Genomic DNA, 21,892 nt, shown 5'->3' on the forward strand with positions numbered 1-21,892 from the left:
TGAAATAACAATCCTATTAAAAGTGTAATTACTACTAGCTTTTAGTAAAGGGACAAAATAGATTTAAAAATGATAATGCACAAAGTATTGTGCTTAATAAGAACAGTTTTTTCATGGTTGAAAGTTTTGTCAAATATAAATAAAAAAAACAATCGTTTCTTACTTAAACCCGTAAAGACATGATGACTTATCTCACATGATGACAATAATTTATGGTTACGAAAGAATCATCCGTACAAACACCTAATCCTCATTTTAGTCATTTCCACTGACTTCCTCATCACCCTTTATCCCGAACTTTACTTTGTTCTTTAAAGGCATAAGCTTCAACCGCTATCCTTTAAGAAACAGCCACAACTAAAACCAAACACACCATGAACAATCCAAGTTTAGACGCTTACCAGCAGGTATTCGGAATGGCCTGCCTTGTAGGCCGTACCGGTGGGTACAAAGGGACTGCCAGTGAACTGCAGGAACAGCTGCAGTACGACCTTTCTTTCTATTTAAATGAGGTGCCGCCTGTAAAGAGCATGAATCAAACTCAGCCTTCCACCGCTGATCCATCCGTCACACCCGTATTAGGAAACTGGAACCTGGTTTGGGGACCGGCTTTAGTGGAAATGAACCAGGATGGCGTTGCCGACAATGCGGTATTCATAGCGCAGTGTGATGCCGTGGCGTTTCCGGGAGGACCTGTAATTCCTACGTATGTCGTAGCCATTGCTGCCACCAATCCGGACTCATTGTACGACTGGGAATCGGAAGATTTTGCGGTTTCTGAAGTGGTGAACTGGACGACCTATAATCCGTCAGGCTTTACTCCAGAGCCTTATCAAAACAATGTACCGTTTATCTCTAAAGGAATGGCGACGGGAATCAGCAACCTTATGGGACTGATCACACCGGGAACAGCCGCAGCACCGAACACTTCACTCGAAAACTTCCTGAGCGGACTGAAACCCGATCCGAATACGGCCATCATTTTTTGCGGTCACAGTCTTGCCGGAGCCCTGTCTCCTACCCTTGCGCTTTACCTGAAAGAGCAGAAAAAGCTGGATGCTTTCGGTCTTACCCTGGTATACCCTACCGCCGGACCAACACCGGGAGAAGTGAATTTTGCCGATCTTTTCAATCAGACATTTCCGGCCCTGCCATCCGGCTGGCAACCTCAGTCCCTTCCTTACCAAAGCTGGAATACCATGCACTGGAACGACCTTGACGTCGTACCCCACGCCTGGCAGCAACAGGATCTGCAGATGGTCGCCGATTTATATGGCCACTCCCCGGACCGGTGGACGGCTTTTGCATTGAGTGCCCTCCAGGCTTTTGCGGTGTATGATGCTTCACAATCAGGGGCTCCTTATACGAGAATTCAAAACGCTTCCTTACCGGGAACGCTTCAGCATTCGAATGGGACTTCCACCATCAATGTTCCGCCGCAGTCGATGCAGGATTATGTGGAACAATTGTTCATCCAGCATGTGGAAATCTATTCCGGAATCCCGGCCAATGGTTCGTCCCCCGCTGTGACCGGACTTATCCTGCCGCAGCCTTTACCTGAAACGAATTTACACGGACTGGTAAAAGGAGTATCCAAGATCACCAGAGACGAAATGATCGCCAGAATCATTGTTCAGATCATCAGCTGGATTTCGTCCCGCGCCTTAACCGCCCTAAAACCGGCAATGGAGATATAAAAAACAACTCCGGATAATTTGATTTCATATAAAAACCACCTGTTGCAGCGTTGCTGTGGCAGGTGGTTTGGTGTTGCTCTGCCTTCGAGGGCCTCAGGCATCGTTCCAGTACATTTATATAACACTAACATTTCAAAGGCGGCTGAGGTTCTCGAAGCCACCTTACCTGAAAGCAAATGAGATGTCGGGTTACTCTGCCTTCGAGAGCCTCAGGCATCGTTTCATTACACTTATATAACACTAACATTTCAAAGGTGGCTGAGGCTCTCGAAGCCACCTCATTCATCCTTTATAAGATCCCTGTAAGCAACGGCCAGTAAAGGAAGAAGTTCCGGTGCTCCCCTGATCAGCGCCTCCTTCTTTTTCCGGCTCCAGCCCTGGATTTGTTTTTCACGGTAGAAAGCAAGATCAATGCGGTCATACTCTTCGTAATAAATGAGCTTTACGGGAAGCCTCTTTTTTGTGTGATTGGCACCTTCGCCCATTTGATGTTGGGTAATCCTGCGTTTGAGATCGTTGGTGCTTCCGGTGTAGTAGCTGCCGGCGGCACAGAGGAGAATATACATCCATCCTTTCATCATTTGTATTATTTTAATTTTAAAGATAAAAACTTTTCGGAATATTGGGTTACTCTGCCTTCGAGAGCCTAAGGCATCGTTCCAGTACAACTTAACAAACACTAACACTGCAAAGGTGGCTGAGCGGAGTCGAAGCCACCTTACCTGAAAGTAGATGAGATGTCGGGTTACTCTGCCTTCGAGAACCTCAGGCATCGTTTCTATACAACTGCTATATAACACTAACACCTCAAAGGTAGCTGAGGCTCTCGAAGCTAAAATCTCCACCGGCATGGTGGAGATTACATAACATCAGATCATGGTAATGGCGCCGAGGTGGACGCTGTTGGAGGCTGAGGTCCCTTTGGAATTATGGAGGTAGCTCCAGACCTGGATCTCTTTTCCGGCATAGGCTGCGGGAAGGGTAACATCTTTCGTCAGGTCGGTGCGGGCGGCTACGGATTCGAAATTTTCAAAGCGGTCAAGCTCTTCACAGTAGCAGATCACGTTGATGCTGTCGGATTCAGAAGCATTGCCCTGGGTGGAATTATTTTCCCAGGTCAGCCTGATGATATTTCCGGTTTGCGGAGCGGCAGCCATATTCTGGAAACCGGTGAGGTCGCCTTTGGTGATCAGCACCTTGTTGTACACCAGTTCGGGAACATCGCCCACCATTTCTAACGCTTCACTGATGGTGTAAGATACGGCCATATTCACCCTCGATTTTGAACCGCTCCCTGATCCGAAATATTTCGTCTGAATACTTTTGAGCGGCTGGAGAAAGGCGATAACCAGTTTAAATTTGGACTGCTGGAGCTGCTGCTTTTCACTTGGCGGTCTGTTGTTCGGTTTGGGCATACTTCGGATAATATCCTGCCCACGCCAGTTGGCCCCTACGATTGTTCCTACTTTTCCTGAAAATCCTCCAAGGATTCCTTTTGTTATTCTTGCCATCTTTTTTGCATTTTTAAGATTAGTGAAACGAAGATAGAACGGAATTTTCCATTTTCAATCGCCTGTGAAAACTATGACGGGATTTGACGCGTTTTGACGGGATTTGACGGGTTTCGGAGGTACTTTCTTCGGATCACCTTCGGATCACCTTCGGGTCGGCTTCGGAAAAACGGTACTTTTTCCGAAGAGCTTCCGAAGAACGCCCGAAGGATTCCGGGAAAAAATGACGGGTTTTGACGGATATTTTTGAGAGCTTCACCAACAGGCATAAAAAAATGCTTTCATTTTCTGAAAGCATTCTTAGAATGTTTAAATGTAATTTATTTATAACATTAAGAAATTAAGCCCCTTAGCTTAAAACACTTAATAAAAATCAATTTATTGATTCTTAATCGTAATAAAGTCTAACTTACTAAAATTGACTACGTCGAATCTAAAGATTTCTTAATGTTAAATCAAAGAATAAACAAAGTTTATTTAATCTAGAAAATTAAGAAAAGCTATAAAAAATTTATTTAGTAAATTTAGACAGGCTCTTAAAATCATCGTTGAAAATCCATTTGGGATAAAATATTTTCCGTCCGATCCTGACATAGGGAATATCCTTTGATCGCCTGATCCGCAGCAATGTACTGTCACTGACGTTCAGCATTCTTTTGAGATCTGCATTGTCGTAGTACGGTGATTCATGGGTTGCGGGTTTCTGAAGATGAACCAGGATTTCTGAGAAAATGTCAAGAATAGCGGTCAGGAGCTGCTCCTCATTCATCGGAGCATTTGAGTTTTTTTTCATATTGCGCTTCGTTGGTTATGTAATAAATTTTATCATTTTTTAAATCAAACGTAAGGGAGATACATTTATTATGCAGCTTTGATCACCAAAGGGATAATGGACAAAAATGACATTTCAGGATTTTAATTCATACTACTTTATGAGAGATTTATATTTGTTAAAATTCACAATACAAAGAATAAAAACAATCCTGCAAGCTTAACCTGTAAATTTTTTTCACAGCATTTTTTTTAAACTTTTTTTGAAGAAAGCTGTTAAAATTTTTTAGATGACATCCCTTAAAATTATAAAAACGCAAAGTTTTATTTTTCATGTTTGCTTGAACTTTTTATATAACCGCAAAAGCCACAAAAGATAATCTTAAAGCATTGATTAGAATATTCAAGGTTCTCAAAAGAATAAAAATCGAAGATTTTTAAAGCTATTGTGATCTTTTTTCATTGTAGTTATCAACTTTAGATAAAATTGACTCATCTTTTGTATCTCTTTTGCGGTTAATTCTGAAACTAGTCTAAACAAGTTTTTCAGTTTAATTCTTCAAGAAAGCAAAGAAGGCAGATTTCTTCTGCCTTTAAGCGGGCGCTTAATCATCCGTCTCTGACGGATTTCTTTGCTCCACTTATCGATTAAAAAACATTTTTCTTTGCGTTTAAGAGGTTCTTCATGTAAAAACTTTAAATTATATTCGATAAAGATTATAAACGCAAAGTTTTATGTTTAGCCTAATTTATTCAAGAAGGCAAAGAGGGCAGATTGCTCTGCCTTTAAGCGGACGCTTAATCATCCGTCTCTGACGGAATTTCTTTGCCTCACTTATCAATTAAAAAAACAATTTCTTTGCGTTTAAGTGGTTCTTCATATAAAAACTTTTAAAGTTATATTCCAAAAAATTATAAAAACGCAAAGTTTTATTTTTCATGTTTGCTTGAACTTTTTATATAACCGCAAAAGCCACAAAAGATAATCTTAAAGCATTGATTAGAATATTCAAGGTTCTCAAAAGAATAAAAATCGAAGATTTTTAAAGCTATTGTGACCTTTTTTCATTGTAGTTATCAACTTTAGATAAAATTGACTCATCTTTTGTCTTTTGCGGTTAATTCTGAAACTAGTTTAAACAAGTTTTTCAGTTTAATTCTTCAAGAGGCAAAGAAGGCATATTGCTTCTGCTATTAAGTCTACGCTTAACCATAGAGTTTATTTCTTTAAAAAGTTTAAACCCTTTGAAGATTAATTTTTAGCAATGTATCATTGTTTTATCTATATTTTTTTATAATTTCGCAGCAGATGTAAAGAAAAAACGTTTCACCGCTGAAAAAAACAGATCTCTTAAAATAATACGACACGGTCTGTCGCCGTTAAAGAGTAGTTTTACCGTCAGATTGAAATCTGATCTTTACATCGGAACATTAAAAATTTAACCATGATAACAACCACTCATTTTCGGGCAATCCTTCATAAAGACCACCATCATTTTGCAAGGATGAGGTTTCCCTTATTTTCTTAAGAAAAAACCTTTCTAATTTCGCCACAACGAACATAACAATTTAATTATTCAACAATTCAACGCTACGTATGAAAAGACTCTATTCCAGTGCATTAACTTTATGCACATTCCTGAGCATTTCCGCCCAGGAAGTAGTCTGGCAGAAAGACATCGAATCCTCAACGCAGGATTTTTTAAGCCAGATCACCACGACTATTGACCAGCAGTATTTGATAACTGGAAGCACCCTTCCCTTCGGCTCCGCTCAGGGTAAACTGGCTCAGGGACCGGGGCAATCTCAGGAAAAGCAGAACAACGGTTACGACTATCATTTAATTAAGTTAAACCAGCAGGGTGAAGAAGTCTGGGAAAAATATTTCTCGGGACAAAACCATGATTTTCTTTCTGCAACCGTAAATACCCAGGAAGGTGGGTTTCTTCTTGCAGGAACGAGTTTCAGCGGAAAAGGTCTGGATAAAAAGGAAGATTCCAGAGGAGGTTCTGATATCTGGCTGATAAGGATTAACGAATTCGGGGATGAATTGTGGCAGAAAACCATTGGCGGCGTTTCGGATGAAGAGGCCAGAGCGGTGATCCAGACGACGGATATGGGATTTTTTGTGGCGGGGAATGCTGCCTTCGGCTCTCTTCCCTTCGACTCCGCTCAGGGTTCCCTTCGAGAGCCTCAGGGAACATCGGGAACACAGGCAACAGCAGGCTATGGGTCGAAAGATGTTTTGGTAGTCAGACTGGATAAAAACGGGAAAGAATTATCACAACTGGTGTTGGGCGGAAAAGGTTTGGATGAGGTGGAGAAGATGATTCCGACGAAGGATGGCGGGGCCTTATTGGGTGTGTATTCGAGAAGTAGTGCGGTAACAATGAATGATAAACAATCAATGATGAATGATGGTTCTCAGAACATAAATTCTAATTCAGGAATCAATCATCAATTATCAATTATCAATCATGCTAAAGCTACCGGCAACTATGGTGAGGGTGACTACTGGATCATCAAGCTTTCCAAAGACGGTAAAGTGGAATGGGAGAAGAATTTCGGGGGCAACGGTGATGATCATTTGAGAACCCTGGCGTTGACTTCTACAGGCTATTTAATCGGAGGAGAATCGAGATCGGAAAGATCGGGAAATAAAACGGTCGGAATTGAAGAAGGAACCGATTTATGGTTGATTTCACTCGATGAAAGAGGGGAAGAAATCTGGCAGAAATCGTACAATTTTAAAAACCGGGATGTGCTGATGGGGATGAGTGTGATTACAAAGAGCCAAGGAGAAAGAGCCAGGAATCAGGATGTGACATCCGGGATTTTGCTGGGCGGTTATACCCAAGCTGAAGGGAGAATTGAAAATGATGATGAAACGTTCTGGATGCTGTATTTAGATCAGAATGGAAACGAACAGTGGAGAAAACATGTGAAGGGAGAATCAAAGAAAAAAGAAGAGAGACTTTCGGATATTAAATTAAACAGAGACGGTTCAATTGTATTGGCCGGAACGAGCGCTGAAGAATTGGGGAAAGAGAACTGGAAGATTGTAAAGCTGGGAGATAAGCAGATTGACCAGTTGATTGAGAAGCAGGATATTAGGATTTATCCGAATCCGGTGAGTGATTATGCGTATGTGGAAATAGGAGCCTCCCCCAACCCCTCCAAAGGAGGGGAGTCTTCGTTTGAAGCGGAGATTACGGTGTATGATATGGGAGGAAGGCAGCTGCAGAGTGTAAAGACGAAGAATAAGGTAACGAAGATTAATATGCAGGCGCTGGTTCAGGGAGCGTATCTGGTGAGCGTGAAAACAAATGATAATAAAACAGCGAGTGCTAAACTGATTAAGAAATAAACAGACATGAAAAAAGTAAAAATAAGTGCGTTTCTAGCGGCATTGTTATACAATGGCATACAGGCTCAGAACGCCACTTTACCGGAGCCCACTACAGGATCTCTTTCCAATTATATCAATACAGCCGTATCCGCTGCTACCGGGGTTCCGAATATCGGTATTCCGATCTATCAGCTGGAGAGCTCAAGTAAGGAGTTTCCCATAAATATAACATTGTCTTACCATGTGTACAATGCAAAACCAAATATTCCGGCCAGTGATGTTGGACAGGGATGGTCTTTATTTACTTCCGGAATCATTACCCGGCAGACAGCCAATGACATTGATGAAACAAAGCCGTGGGCAGATATTAATGAAGAACAGGCGGATATATTCTATTATTCCATTCCCGGGCATTCCGGAAAATTCAAGATTTACAGGGATGCGGAAACCGGTAATCCAGTGCTGAATAATATGACCGGAGAAAAAGTAAAGATAGAATATGTAAAAGATGCTTCCAGTACAAAATTTATCATCAACTCCTTCAAAATCACCGATGATAATGGCTTTCAATATTTTTTTAATGAGTATAATATTGGCCTTTTCAGAGATATTACTTCAATCAATTATAAAACTTCGTTTGTACTAACCCAGGTCAAAGATCCCAATGATAATGAAATCGTAAACTACACTTATGATAAAAAAATAAAGTACATGGGTACTTCTTCCATCAAGAAATACCAATACTGCAAGATCAATACGATTTTTACGGCAAAGGGAAAATTAAAATTTAATTATAGCTACGAAGAAACCCGTGACAATGATGTGCTGGAAGACGATCCTTATACCCTTAACAGCATAACGTTGACAGATCCTGCGGACCATCTTCTGTCAAGGTATCACTTTCTCTATTCAGAAACTGTTTTACTGGCGGACGAAACATCACAGGATAACGAGATGGTGGGTACTATAAAGCAGAGAAAGGCACTGAGCTCTGTACAAAAGCTGAATAAAAATCTGGCCGTGGCTGAAGAAACCTTGTTTGAATATGATCAGGAAGGATCAACCACGCAATACGGTTACTATAATGATATGAGATATGGTAATTTCCTTTGCAGCGAAAGCCAGACCCTAAGCCCGAAAAAATATTCAATGGGACTTCTTAAAAAAATAACATTCCCCACCAAAGGTTCTGTAGTGTATGATTTTGAGGCTAATACCGTATATCTTGACAAAAATTCAGGCAACATATTTCATAACTGGGAAACTCAGTATTATGAAATGACCTCAGAGACTGCATTTGACACCAATATAACCAACAATTATCCGCTTACGGCAGGCGGATCCGGGGATACGTATTTTGAAGTGATTATCAGTGAGCTGTATCTTACTACAGATCCCCATGGAAATCTTATTCCTTTTACTTATGAAATGAGAAATTCCGGAAATCAGCTTTTGATGCCTACAGCATGCGGTTCGAATACGCTGTATAAATTATTTGCCGGAAACTATAAGCTGGTAACAAAAGGCGGTGCGAAAGGAGCTATACGGAAGTACACCCTGAAAACAATGCCTTCTCCCTATAAAAATGAGGAAGTTGTAAAAGCAGGAGCCAGGGTAAAAATGATTCGCTCTTATGATGCCGACGGAACACTGGTAAAAACCAAAAAATTTGAGTATAATGCATTTGCAAACTCTATGGATTCTTCGGGAGAAGGCTATTACAATGATAATTATATCAACTCAAGTTCTCCATATGATATTTTTATCTTATATAAGAATGTAAAAGAAACAGAAATCTCCGGAGTACAGAACAATGGCTACATTCAGTATTATTTTAAGACACCCAATGATTATCAGCTTAACTATGACAGTTATTTCCCCTATTACAATTTCACTTCCGCAGGAATCATGGAAAAGAAAGAAATTTATAACAATCAGAACCAGCTGACGGAATCTTCCGAATATGAATATAATTTCCAGGAGATTCTGAATACTTCCCAGTATAATCTTTCATCAGGAACGACCAAACCATCATGGCTACAGTACACAAAAGAAACAAATAAAACCTATCTGAATCAGACTTCCTACCAGACTATTTCCGAGACGACATTCAACCCGGATAATTTTCAGGTGTCCTTATCCAAAACCACGGCACAGGATGGCTCGGTAACGGAAGTTTCCACGAAATATGCTGCGGAGCTTGCAAATACCCGTCTGGTGAATGCCAATATAATTTCTGTTCCATTGCAGATAGAGACCAAAACTGACGGCACCATCATGACGAAAGTTACAACCAAATATGATGATACGAGTCATCTTTATCCGACCTCGCTGGAATCAATCGACCTTAAACAGATCGCGGAAACACAAATAACTTTTGATGTGTACGACAGCAAAGGAAACCTGGTGCAGACCACAGACAAAGCCGGGAATTCCGTTACTACCATTTGGGGATACTATCAGACGCTTCCGATCGCACAGATTACCGGAGCAAAATATAGCGATATAGCTTCTATCTCCACCATTGCAGCTGCCATTACCGCTTCCAATGCGGATGCAGACAACCCGGCCAATGAAGCCGCATTGCTTACTGCTTTGGAAAACTTACGTCTTGATCCCGCATTGCAGCAATATCCGATATCCGTATCTGCTTATGATCCATTGGTTGGCGTTACCCATTCTATTTCTTCCAACGGGATCAAACAGAGCTATGAATATGATGCTTCGGGAAGATTATTCAGAGTGAAAAATGCCAGCGGACAGATCATTAAAGAAAATCAGTATAACTACAAACCTTAACAGAACCATGAAAAACATATTTTCAATAGTAAGCCTTTTGTTGGGGATTGTTGTTTCTGCACAGACCACCAATCTCTCAACAAGCGAAAACTATATCTACACCAAAAACTGCCTGAATGAAGACTGCAGCAAAAAAACAGAGGCGGTACAATATTCCGATGGATTGGGCAGGCTCAGGCAGACCATCAGCATCAAAAGCTCACCAACAGGGAAAGACATTGCCGTACCTGTTGAATATGATCAATTTGGAAGACAGCTACGGTCTTACCTGCCGATTCCGCAGCCCGGAACACAAAACGGCGCCATCTACACCAATCCTAAGTCCAGTGCTTCACAAACCTATGGTTCAGATCCGTATTTCTATTCCGAATCGGTTCTGGAAAACTCACCTGCCGCAAAGCTTCTTTCCACCACAAAACCCGGAACAGACTACCACGGACATTCCATCAATTACGGATATGCGCTGAATACCGCCACTGAGGTGAAGAAATATACCGTGACCACCTCATGGGTAAACGGTGCCACCGATAATGCCATCACCCTGTCCGGAAACTACAGTGCCGGGCAGCTGATGAAAGCTTCTGTCACGGATGAAGGTGGCCATATTACCACAGAGTTTACAAACGGAAAAGGACAAACCATTCTCGTACGGAAAGAGAATACGGATACTTATTATGTTTATAACAAGTATGGGCAGCTGGCTTATGTTATTCCTCCCCTAGCGGTTTCACAGGCATTGACCACCACTCTTCTCAACGATCTTTGCTACCAGTACCGATACGATAGCAAAGGAAGGCAGGTAGAAAAGAAGCTTCCCGGAAAAGGATGGGAATATATCGTCTATGATAAGCAGGATCGTGTACTGATGTCGCAGGATGCCAATATGGGAGCCTCTAAACAATGGCTTTTCACCAAATACGACAAATTTGGAAGAGCCGTCTATACCGGAATCTTTACCAGCTCGTACAACTATGGAAGTGAAGGCCGGCAGGCCGAGCAGAATAACGTCAACAATACTGCAACAGCACAAAATGAAATCAGAAGTACAACCGGGTTTAATGCTACCGGTGTAACGGCTTATTACACCAACGCTGTATATCCTACGGCGCTTACCAAAATCCTCAGTGTGCATTATTTCGACACCTATCCTGCCGGAAGTCCTGAAAGACCTTCACAGATCTTCTCTAATAGTACCATAGGGGACAATATGGGCGCTTCCGTGAATACCAAAAACCTTCCCACCGCTTCGTATGTAAAGAATATTGAAGATGACAACTGGACCAAAAGCTATATCTGGTACGACAACAAAGCAAGGGCAATCGGCACCCATTCGATTAATTATTTGGGAGGCTTTACCCAAACAGAATCTTCACTGGATTTTGCAGGGGTGGTACTGCAGACCCGAATTACTCACGCCAGACTATCCTCAGATACGCCGAAAACAATCACCCAGGCTTTTGAATATGATGCTCAGAACCGCCTGAAAAAACAGTGGCACCAGGTAGACAGTTTTCCCCAGGAGCTGCTTTCCGAGAATACCTATAACGAACTCTCACAACTCGCCAATAAAAAAGTGGGAAACAACCTGCAGAGTATAGATTACACGTACAATATCAGGGGATCGGTAACCAAAGTAAATGATCCTGCCAACCTGGGAACAGATCTTTTCGGTTACTCCCTTTCTTACTATGATCCGTCAAGTACTGCCTTAGGTAAATACAATGGAAGTATTTCCGAAATAAGCTGGAACTCTGCACAGGATAATGTGCTGAAAAAATACAGTTACCAGTATGACAATCTGAACAGGCTCACTAAAGGAACCTACGCTGAACCCAATACTTCTGTTCCGAAAAATGATTTCTACAATGAATCGGTTGCTTATGATATTGCCGGAAACATCACATCTCTTCAAAGGAATACAAAAAATTTTTCTGGCACCGCTGAACTCATCGACAACCTTACTTATACCTATGCAGGTAATAAGCTCCTTTCTGTAAATGACGGATCGGGTAACTATGCCGGTTATCCTGATACTTCCGGAACGGCAATCTCTTATGACGCCAATGGCAATATGAAAGACCATCAGGACAAAGGAATTTTACAGATCGATTATAACATCCTTGATTTGCCGGATCTGGTCAAATTTAACAAAACCTATGTCCCTCGGTTTACCGGAACCGAAATAGATTATAATGTTAAAACTAGATACCTGTACAGGGCAGATGGAGTGAAGCTTAGAAAGATCTATACCTACGGAACAGGAAAGACTAACCTGGAAGCAAGCACCATTACCGATTATCTTGATGGTTTTCAGTATGAAGAGAAATACACAGGAAGTCCTTCAGATCCCCTATTAAAATTTGTTCCTACTTCTGAAGGCTATTACGATTTTGAAAAAAATAAGTATATTTACACCTATACCGATCATTTGGGAAATGTGCGTTTAAGCTACTTTAAAAACTCAAATGACAGCGCAGAAGTTATTGAAGAAAATTCGTATTATCCGTTTGGGCTGAAGCATGATACCAATATTCTTTCCATCAACAGTACTTCTTACAAATACCAGTATAATGGTAAAGAGTACCAGACAGAAACAAAATGGAATGACTATGGGGCAAGAATGTATATGAGTGATATCGCAAGATGGGGCGTCATTGATCCATTGTCGGAGACTTCCAGAAGGTTTTCTCCGTATAATTATGCACTGAACAACCCGGTAATGTTTGTAGATCCGGACGGCAGAAAGGCCTACAATCCGGAACCTGTGGTATCCGATATCCCAAGAGGAGGGCTTTTAGATTTTTTCGGAAGCGGAGGCTACACCCAATGGGGGTCTTATGAAGAATTTATAGGAAAAGACACTTTTGGATATAGCAAGAAAGGAAGTGAGGGAGTATATGGTGGGGGAAGTGCCGCTACCTTCGGAGAAACCCAGATGTACAAAGACATCATGGCTTATCTTGCACAACCAGAGTATTTTCAAGGAATAGACTTTACGCAGTTTATAAACGATAATAATGATTGCCCTAAATGTCCGAAATTAGCAAACCCAATTGGCAAAAAAGTTCTGGAGGCTAAAACATCATTCTTAGGAAGATTATGGGCTACAGGTGAACCTAGAACTTGGGAAGATGGTATTATAACATATAATGTTAATGCGGATGGAAAAATAACTGGAGTACGACCGATAGGTGGTGCAGGACCTTTAGAGTATATTGGTGGTGTTGGAGAACTTAAATTTTTATTAGCTAATAAAAATGCGTTAAAAACATTTAAGTCTACAGAAATAGGAGCACAAGTTACTTCTAAAATCAAAGGAATGGCTGAGTCAATGAGAAAAGGTGATATGATGGGTATATATAGTGAAAAAATTGTTGTCTATTTAAAAGATGGAGAAAGATATATTTTAGATGGCCATCATAGGATACAAGCTGCAATACAAGAAAACAAAACTTTAGAAATAATTGAAGTTTCTGGACAGAGGGCATTGCAAATGTTTGGAGATAAAGTAAAACAAATTAATGCTGGACTTTTTAAATAAATGAACACAAAAAAAATATTAATAGAATATATAGATTTCATAAAAGAATTTGAGGATACTATAAAAAAAGAGAAAAACATACCCAATAATGAAAATATTTGGAGCTATATGGTAAGTAATTTAATTGATAAAGGAACTATTAACCCTTATAAATTTATAAGACATGGTTCAGGATTTACTGTTGAAAAAAATGCAGTTGTATGTGAATATGATAAAGCTCCTTTGAATGAATATGATGTTAAATTTTCGTTTTGGAAATTTAAAAATTTTATAGAAAGTAATTATAAAGAGATTATAATAGATCAAATTGTATTAAAAAAAGATTTATCTGATATGATTGAGAAAGGAATTTTGCACTGGTTAATAATCGATGACATTAACTGGAATATTTATCAAACGAATTTTAGATCATATGAACCTTAGATATTTATTTACATCCTAAATTCATTATCGGGAATAATTTTAAATAAAATCAATAAAAAACAGATGGTCATTTGGATCATCTGTTTTTATTTTATGTTAATATAAAAATCTTAAAATAATCAATATATTTACAGCTATACAGATCATTTGGAAAATGTGCGCCTGAACTATTTTAGAGACTCAAATGACAGCGCAGAAGTTATTGAAGAAAATTCGTATTATCCGTTTGGGCTGAAGCATGATACCAATATTCTTTCTATCAACAGTACTTCTTACAAATACCAGTATAATGGTAAAGAGTACCAGACAGAAACAAAATGGAATGACTATGGAGCCAGAATGTATATGAGTGATACCGCAAGATGGGGCGTGATAGATCCTTTGACAGAGACCTCCAGAAGGTTTTCTCCTTACAATTATGCACTGAACAACCCGGTGATGTTTGTAGATCCGGACGGCAGAAAGGCCTACAATCCGGAACCTGTGGTATCCGATATTCCAAGAGGAGGGCTTTTAGATTTTTTCGGAAGCGGAGGCTACACCCAATGGGGGTCTTATGAAGAATTTATAGGAAAAGACGCTTTTGGATATAGCAAGAAAGGAAGTGAGGGAGTATATGGTGGGGGAAGTAGCACTTTCGGGGAAACAGCAGCTTATCAAGCTATTATGGCTCAATTGTATTTTCCTGGTATTAATTTTAACACTCCACCCGATGATCATTTTAAGCAGTTTGGCCAGTTTTTATACACTGATAATAAAGCAACAAATAATATTGTTATTGACTTTCAAAACCCCATTACAGGAGATTTAAATACTGCACCTTGGTTATCTATGCAGTTACAGGATTTTACATTTAATGATAGTAATTATTCTACTCTTACTAATATTGCTAATCATTATGCGAAATATGCAGGTGTAGATTTAAATAATCTTAAAGGAAAGAGTACTTCGTTAGGAATAGCAACTTACCATATAGAAGCAGGACAAATGGTTGGAAAAACATTTAGTTATAATGGAGGAAAGTTTATGGCAGATGCTCTTATGACAGGAGATATAAAAAATAAAGTTATATCAATAATGGTAGGAAATGGAAAAGTTTCTTCCTATATAAATAATAAATATAATATGATTTCCGCATTAAGTCATGAAGGAGGAAAAGTGAGCCATTTGACTCTTAATCCAAAAACATGGATAGAAGGAGAAAAAGCTCATATGATAATTTATCAACATCAAATGAACTCTCCAATTTATAAACTCACAACACCTGATTTTCAAAAGAAAATGAGAGAAAACTATATTAATGCAAAATATAATTATGAAAGATATAAAAATTAATATTTATTTTATCCTAATTGGGATTTTTCTTTTTATCTCATGTAAAAAGCATCCAAAATTAGGTAATAGCCCAATTTGTTCATTTCAAAATTTGATATGTGATTATCCTGTTAATGAATTGACTAATATTAAAAATGTTGAAACTTTTTTACTTTTTGGAAATCCTACAGACGACACAATTAAAATCTCCCTTAAAGATATTCATGAAAATTATAGACATATTTATAAAAATGATACATTAAAAATTAATCTTGAAGGAATTAATATAATTTCTATACCTCCCCATGATTCATTAGGAGTACCATGTATGTCTATTGTAGATAGAAAATTCAGAAAAGAAGATGAAGTATTTAAAAGAGGCTTTTCAGTCATCAATATCAAAACAAAAGAAATTGCTTCAAAGGCTCGAGGTTATAACGTAGATCAAATACATGATTTTCAATTATATCAAAAATGGGGTAAAAAGAGCAAAAAGATTGATCTGTAAATATCAATATAAGACGGAGGTGGTGGAGGAAGTTCCACTACGATTGGCGACATTATGAGAAGCACAGGAATTACATTAGGAAGCCTTGAATCTTTTATGCAACTGACGGCTGTTTTAAATTTAAGACAGCAATTGATTGATGCAGGTTTTAATCCAGATGCTAAAACAAGCTACCAAGATTTGGGGAAATTATTAGTTGGTGTTTCATCTCTTACAGAATTGTATGAAATAACAGACGCTGAATTTATAAAGGACGATAAAGGCAAACATCCTGCAGAAACGGTAGGTAAATATGTATATCTTACGATGTCAAAAATTGACAATTTATTGTTTTTTGCTTATACTTTAGGGCATGAAATGAATCATGTATTTGATAATAGATTTTTTCAAGACAAATTTATTGAGATCACGAAGTTTGGAGATAAATCGAGTATTCCATTTCGTAATACATTTGGGCTTTATAAAGAATCGAATGGTTTGAGTTGGGAGATGCAGTCTGGAAACTCAAAATTATGCGGATTAACAGGTTTTGAAGCTGCTTCTTTTTATTATGGTCCGAAAGGTTGGGGAATGTACGATCAAAACACCGTTGATAAATTAAGTCCATATATAAATCAGTTGAATAGAGCACGTACTATTATTTACAATACCAAAAAAAATGATTTAAAATGATTTACAAAACTTTAAAAATATACTTTACACTCCTACTGTTAATTGTAACAAACAACCTTTATTCTCAATTAAATATCAGCTGGAAATTAGATTCAAAAAAAGAAAATGCAGATATTGTCATTTATAATAATAGTAATGAAAATATTGCAGTCGTTCTTGATACATTGTCATTACAAGGTTATTTTAATGATAACCACATTGTATCAAAAGAAAACTGGAGTAAAAATTACCCTTTTTTAGCTCTTACATTAAATATATATGATAGTAATAAAAATAAATTAATTACTAATACAAGCAATCCCTATTATGATTTATCTGAATTTCAAAAGGTGAAGGGTAAAAGGGATTCCTTAGAAAAGGAATATAATTCCATAATAAAAAATTGGAAAGTAAAAAATAAAATAAAAAAAGATTATGTTGCTCAAATAAATTACTATCTAGTAAAGAACTTGCTTTTAATTAAACCAAAAGACAGTATAAAATTTTCGGTAATTTTTAACTTGCGTAATATTACTAATACAGAAAATAATTTGCTTGATTCTTATATACTTGAAGACGATAATAAATATAGTTCATTATTAAAACTTAATGTAGATAAATCCATAGAAAAATATTTAACGAAAGAGCAAAAACAAAAACTGAAAAATTATGTTTTTTTCACAGGAAAAATTGAAAGTAACAAAATTGAATTACAACATTAAAACCGATATTCTCCGATCGTTCCTTTAAAACACAAAGAAGCTGTCTCATTTCACGAGTCGGCTTCTTGTTTATTTTGTCGATAAAAACATTCTTAAATGGTTGAAAATCATTCCTTGTGTATCAAAGTTAGTGATGCAGGAATCTGTATTAATTGCTGTTCTAAAAATATTGTAAAAAACGGAACTACGAAAACACGGGAACAACAATATTTCTGTAAAAACTGCCATAAAAGGTTTATAGAATTTTACAGTTATAAAGCTTATGAGAAGAATATTAATTCCCAGATTATTCAAATAACAAAAGAGGGATTAGGTTTAAGAAGTATAGCGAGAGTGCTACAAATATCAACAACCACATTACTTAAAAGGATGGTTTTTATCTCAAATCAGATCTCTTCGCCTCAAATTCCTTTACATCAATCCTACGAATTAGATGAAATGAGATTTTATATCGGTAATAAATCAAACCAGATGTGGTTGGCTTATGCCATTAATAAAATAACTAAGAAAATTGTTAGTTTTCATGTGGGAAAAAGAACTAATAAAACTTTAAAGACAATTATTAAAACTTTAATTAATTCACAAGCAGAAAAGATATATACAGACAAACTTAGAAATTACCAATATTTAATTCCTAAACAAGTCCATTCAACCCAACGATTCGGAACAAATTCCATTGAAAGAATGAACCTTACCATAAGAACAAATCTCAAAAGATTCAACAGACGGAGTATTTGTTTCAGCAAAAGTATAATTATTCTTAATGCTATTCTTAGAATCTGTTTTTGGACTTAAATAATTGTAATGAATAAAAAGATCTTGGGATACAACACAACAACTTTTGGCATGTCAGGGATTCAGCTTTAGTTGTGAATTGCTTTCATTTATCCGTATCTTTGGGATACAACACAACAAAAGAGAAGTTTAAACAATCAAAAAAATTGTTGTGAATTGCTTTCATTTATCCGTATCTTTGGGATACAACACAACCGGTTTTAGTTTTGGGAAAAGATGGCTATTGTTGTGAATTGCTTTCATTTATCCGTATCTTTGGGATACAACACAACGAATAGCGATCTTTAAACATAAAGTTTTTGGTTGTGAATTGCTTTCATTTATCCGTATCTTTGGGATACAACACAACCTCCTTAACTTCAGTTCCTGTAATCGGAACTGTTGTGAATTGCTTTCATTTATCCGTATCTTTGGGATACAACACAACTCGAGCGCCTAAATCCAGATGCTCTGGCTAGTTGTGAATTGCTTTCATTTATCCGTATCTTTGGGATACAACACAACGTATCTGATTCTCTAAGTGCCTCCGAAACTGTTGTGAATTGCTTTCATTTATCCGTATCTTTGGGATACAACACAACTATCATATCAATACGGGGTGTATTTCCGCCGTTGTGAATTGCTTTCATTTATCCGTATCTTTGGGATACAACACAACGGCTATGCTATTAATACGTAGAGCGTTTGAGTTGTGAATTGCTTTCATTTATCCGTATCTTTGGGATACAACACAACATACTCCCCCTATTATGGCAGAGGATATGTGTTGTGAATTGCTTTCATTTATCCGTATCTTTGGGATACAACACAACTAATGTCTTTTAATTTCTACTGTTGATCGGGTTGTGAATTGCTTTCATTTATCCGTATCTTTGGGATACAACACAACTGGGACATCGAAAATTAAAGGTAGACACTAGTTGTGAATTGCTTTCATTTATCCGTATCTTTGGGATACAACACAACATTCTGGAAATGCTTACCATGATGCAATTAGTTGTGAATTGCTTTCATTTATCCGTATCTTTGGGATACAACACAACAGAGACAATCTACTCTTGCGATACTCGACGGTTGTGAATTGCTTTCATTTATCCGTATCTTTGGGATACAACACAACTCTCGGTAAAGATAATACTACAGATATTCTGTTGTGAATTGCTTTCATTTATCCGTATCTTTGGGATACAACACAACTCCAAAGCCAACTCCTGTTCAGTCTCTTTGGTTGTGAATTGCTTTCATTTATCCGTATCTTTGGGATACAACACAACTATGTGGATGAATGGAATGCAGAATACTTGGTTGTGAATTGCTTTCATTTATCCGTATCTTTGGGATACAACACAACTATCGAATCAGAAAATATTAAGAATGCTATGTTGTGAATTGCTTTCATTTATCCGTATCTTTGGGATACAACACAACCAAATATGAAAATAAAATTAAGTAGTTATGGTTGTGAATTGCTTTCATTTATCCGTATCTTTGGGATACAACACAACTTGGGGCGCAAATACTAAAAAAGAATACCAGTTGTGAATTGCTTTCATTTATCCGTATCTTTGGGATACAACACAACACTATAGCGCTAAATGCTGAAACGGCAGCAGTTGTGAATTGCTTTCATTTATCCGTATCTTTGGGATACAACACAACGATGGCAAAAGAATTAAAAATCTTAGACCCGTTGTGAATTGCTTTCATTTATCCGTATCTTTGGGATACAACACAACTAGTGCATCCTGGCATCGATCCATCTTCTCGTTGTGAATTGCTTTCATTTATCCGTATCTTTGGGATACAACACAACGGAATAAAATCTTTTGCAGATGTTGTTGAAGTTGTGAATTGCTTTCATTTATCCGTATCTTTGGGATACAACACAACTAATTACATAATTTTTCGTAAAACAACACTGTTGTGAATTGCTTTCATTTATCCGTATCTTTGGGATACAACACAACTAATTACATAATTTTTCGTAAAACAACACTGTTGTGAATTGCTTTCATTTATCCGTATCTTTGGGATACAACACAACTTTTGTAGAGCAAAAATAAAAAAAGATTGAGTTGTGAATTGCTTTCATTTATCCGTATCTTTGGGATACAACACAACCATGATACATTCTTTTTATCTCATGAGGTTGTTGTGAATTGCTTTCATTTATCCGTATCTTTGGGATACAACACAACCGTCATACCTTGTATTCAATAAACCTAACCGTTGTGAATTGCTTTCATTTATCCGTATCTTTGGGATACAACACAACAGATTGATTCAAGATCATTCTTGGACATCTGTTGTGAATTGCTTTCATTTATCCGTATCTTTGGGATACAACACAACCAACTTTAAATTTAGCCATTGCCCATCGTGGTTGTGAATTGCTTTCATTTATCCGTATCTTTGGGATACAACACAACATTACTGCAAACTACCTACCTACCGGACTAGTTGTGAATTGCTTTCATTTATCCGTATCTTTGGGATACAACACAACCTCAACATTTAACCCACTGAATTGCAGTGGGTTTATTTATGATTTAGAATTTAAAAAATCAGAATAATTCGAGTTGCTGAAAGGTTGGAGGCGGTTCTTCTTTATTCCTGGCAAAAAAGATCTCGATATCCCCAAACTGTTTATCCGTAATGCACATGATGGCAACTTTCCCTGCTTTAGGCAGCATAAACTTCACCCTTTTGATATACACATCAGCATTTTCACGGCTTGGGCAATGGCGCACATACATCGAAAACTGGAACAGCATAAATCCGTCATCGATAAGCGCTTTCCGGAAACGATTGGCATCTTTCATATTTGCTTTCGTTTCGGTCGGGAGGTCATATAATACTAAAACCCACATAATTCGGTATGCATTAAACCTTTCGGCATTCATATCAGTTCAGGATAAGAGATCAGCCGTTTTTCACCGGTATAGCATTTGTAAAGCGATGAGGCCGTCGTTTTGACGGCGACTAACAATGGCCTTGTTTTGTCATCAATACGTACGTCTTTTGTGGCAATCTGCAGTATGTGTGCCTTGAATTCTTTTGACAGCTCTTCAGTTTGAGGATTAATTTTCAGCCACTGCATCACCAGTAAATCAACAAACGGACGGTAAGGCTCCATCAGGTCATCGGCAAGACAATACGGATTGTATTTATTCTTATGAAAGATCCCAAGAACGGGCAGCAACCCAGTTTCCACGATAGCTCTTGCAACAATACTCCGGAGAACGGCATAACCGAAATTAAAGAACTGGTTGGGAGAATCCCCGAAACGCTGTCTCAAAAAATCAAGACTGATCAGATATTTCCAGTAATGCTGCGCCGCAATACCTTCCATGTTGGTGACGTCGCCTGATTTTACATTTCTCTGATATTCAATCATCGGTTCATAATAATTTCCCAGTTTCTTCAGAACATTTTTCTGGTTCTCAATCTTACATTCTACCGTCTGTTTCCAAAGCTGTTTCTTCAACGGTTCACTGGCTTCCAGCTGATCTTTTACACGATCGGAATGTTCGGTATGTCCATACAGCGGTAGCATGATTCCGTGCGGTAAATGGTGAGCATCACAACTCACGACCACCACATTATTTCCCATCATTTTCTGGATCAGGTTATGCGAAATGGTAATCTGATAATGATCCAGCATCAGCAAACCCAGATCTTCCACAGGAACACTCCCCTTCTCCACTTTGGTTTCCGGACAGAGGATTTTCATCTGCTCGTCTTTGAGTTTAAGATAAGCGGGATTGCCGATGTAAATGGAGCGAGTGATCATAGTTTTTAGTTTTTATCA

General features: G+C 38.1%; 15 protein-coding genes and 1 CRISPR repeat array. Of the genes, 10 read left to right on the plus strand and 5 right to left on the minus strand.

Annotated features, from left to right (window positions below; all coding sequences use genetic code 11):
* Positions 1–374 precede the first annotated feature (374 nt).
* Positions 375–1,697 carry a lipase family protein gene (locus AC3WV0_RS05035; RefSeq protein ID WP_488844511.1) on the plus strand — a complete coding sequence of 441 codons (1,323 nt, stop codon included), beginning with the start codon at positions 375–377 and terminating at the stop codon, positions 1,695–1,697.
* A 278-nt stretch (positions 1,698–1,975) separates the two neighbouring features.
* Here the strand turns inward: AC3WV0_RS05035 and AC3WV0_RS05040 are convergent, their stop codons facing one another.
* From AC3WV0_RS05040 to AC3WV0_RS05050, 3 genes are all read right to left on the minus strand, one after another.
* Positions 1,976–2,278: a GIY-YIG nuclease family protein gene (locus AC3WV0_RS05040; protein WP_488844513.1), complete on the minus strand. Its 303-nt coding sequence runs from the start codon at positions 2,276–2,278 to the stop codon at positions 1,976–1,978.
* Positions 2,279–2,566: 288 nt separating this feature from the next.
* Complete coding sequence (locus AC3WV0_RS05045; RefSeq protein WP_488844515.1) at positions 2,567–3,208, minus strand: DUF6266 family protein; 642 nt, start codon at positions 3,206–3,208, stop codon at positions 2,567–2,569.
* 511 nt (positions 3,209–3,719) lie between these two features.
* Complete coding sequence (locus tag AC3WV0_RS05050) at positions 3,720–4,001, minus strand: helix-turn-helix domain-containing protein (protein ID WP_488844517.1); 282 nt, start codon at positions 3,999–4,001, stop codon at positions 3,720–3,722.
* A 1,575-nt stretch (positions 4,002–5,576) separates the two neighbouring features.
* Here AC3WV0_RS05050 and AC3WV0_RS05055 point away from each other — a divergent pair.
* The 9 genes from AC3WV0_RS05055 (at position 5,577) to AC3WV0_RS05095 (ending at position 18,081) form a co-directional block, all read left to right on the plus strand.
* Positions 5,577–7,346 (plus strand): T9SS type A sorting domain-containing protein, encoded by a 1,770-nt coding sequence (locus AC3WV0_RS05055; RefSeq protein WP_488844518.1) that lies wholly within the window; start codon positions 5,577–5,579, stop codon positions 7,344–7,346.
* Between the two features lie 6 nt (positions 7,347–7,352).
* Positions 7,353–10,127 carry a hypothetical protein gene (locus AC3WV0_RS05060; RefSeq protein WP_488844520.1) on the plus strand — a complete coding sequence of 925 codons (2,775 nt, stop codon included), beginning with the start codon at positions 7,353–7,355 and terminating at the stop codon, positions 10,125–10,127.
* A 7-nt stretch (positions 10,128–10,134) separates the two neighbouring features.
* Entirely contained in the window at positions 10,135–13,668 is a 3,534-nt protein-coding gene (locus AC3WV0_RS05065; RefSeq protein WP_488844522.1) for a DUF6443 domain-containing protein, read from the plus strand.
* Positions 13,669–14,091, plus strand: a complete 423-nt coding sequence (locus AC3WV0_RS05070; RefSeq protein ID WP_488844524.1) for a DUF6896 domain-containing protein — start codon at positions 13,669–13,671, stop codon at positions 14,089–14,091. It begins immediately after the preceding gene.
* Between the two features lie 156 nt (positions 14,092–14,247).
* Entirely contained in the window at positions 14,248–15,426 is a 1,179-nt protein-coding gene (locus AC3WV0_RS05075) for an RHS repeat-associated core domain-containing protein (protein ID WP_488844704.1), read from the plus strand.
* A complete protein-coding gene (locus AC3WV0_RS05080) occupies positions 15,407–15,913 on the plus strand; it encodes a hypothetical protein (protein WP_488844526.1) in 507 nt (168 codons plus the stop codon). Before AC3WV0_RS05075 ends, AC3WV0_RS05080 begins: the two co-directional genes overlap by 20 nt.
* A 54-nt stretch (positions 15,914–15,967) precedes the next feature.
* Positions 15,968–16,585 (plus strand): hypothetical protein, encoded by a 618-nt coding sequence (locus tag AC3WV0_RS05085; protein WP_488844528.1) that lies wholly within the window; start codon positions 15,968–15,970, stop codon positions 16,583–16,585.
* Positions 16,582–17,286, plus strand: coding sequence for a hypothetical protein (locus AC3WV0_RS05090; RefSeq protein WP_488844530.1), 705 nt, complete (start codon positions 16,582–16,584; stop codon positions 17,284–17,286). The genes AC3WV0_RS05085 and AC3WV0_RS05090 overlap by 4 nt, the downstream gene beginning before the upstream one ends.
* A gap of 96 nt (positions 17,287–17,382) precedes the next feature.
* Positions 17,383–18,081, plus strand: coding sequence for an IS1 family transposase (locus tag AC3WV0_RS05095; protein WP_488844532.1), 699 nt, complete (start codon positions 17,383–17,385; stop codon positions 18,079–18,081).
* A 71-nt stretch (positions 18,082–18,152) separates the two neighbouring features.
* Positions 18,153–20,587: a CRISPR direct-repeat array (repeat unit 47 nt; unit sequence GTTGTGAATTGCTTTCATTTATCCGTATCTTTGGGATACAACACAAC).
* 58 nt (positions 20,588–20,645) lie between these two features.
* Here AC3WV0_RS05095 and cas2 read toward each other — a convergent pair.
* Both cas2 and cas1 read right to left on the minus strand, forming a co-directional pair.
* The gene (gene cas2, locus AC3WV0_RS05100) at positions 20,646–20,984 is read right to left on the minus strand and encodes a CRISPR-associated endonuclease Cas2 (protein WP_488844534.1); all 339 of its coding nucleotides are present in this window, start codon (positions 20,982–20,984) and stop codon (positions 20,646–20,648) included.
* On the minus strand, positions 20,981–21,874 hold the full coding sequence (gene cas1, locus AC3WV0_RS05105; RefSeq protein WP_488844536.1) for a type II CRISPR-associated endonuclease Cas1: 894 nt from the start codon (positions 21,872–21,874) through the stop codon (positions 20,981–20,983). Before cas1 ends, cas2 begins: the two co-directional genes overlap by 4 nt.
* Positions 21,875–21,892: the final 18 nt, after the last annotated feature.

The organism is Chryseobacterium sp. 27AL, assembly GCF_057815395.1.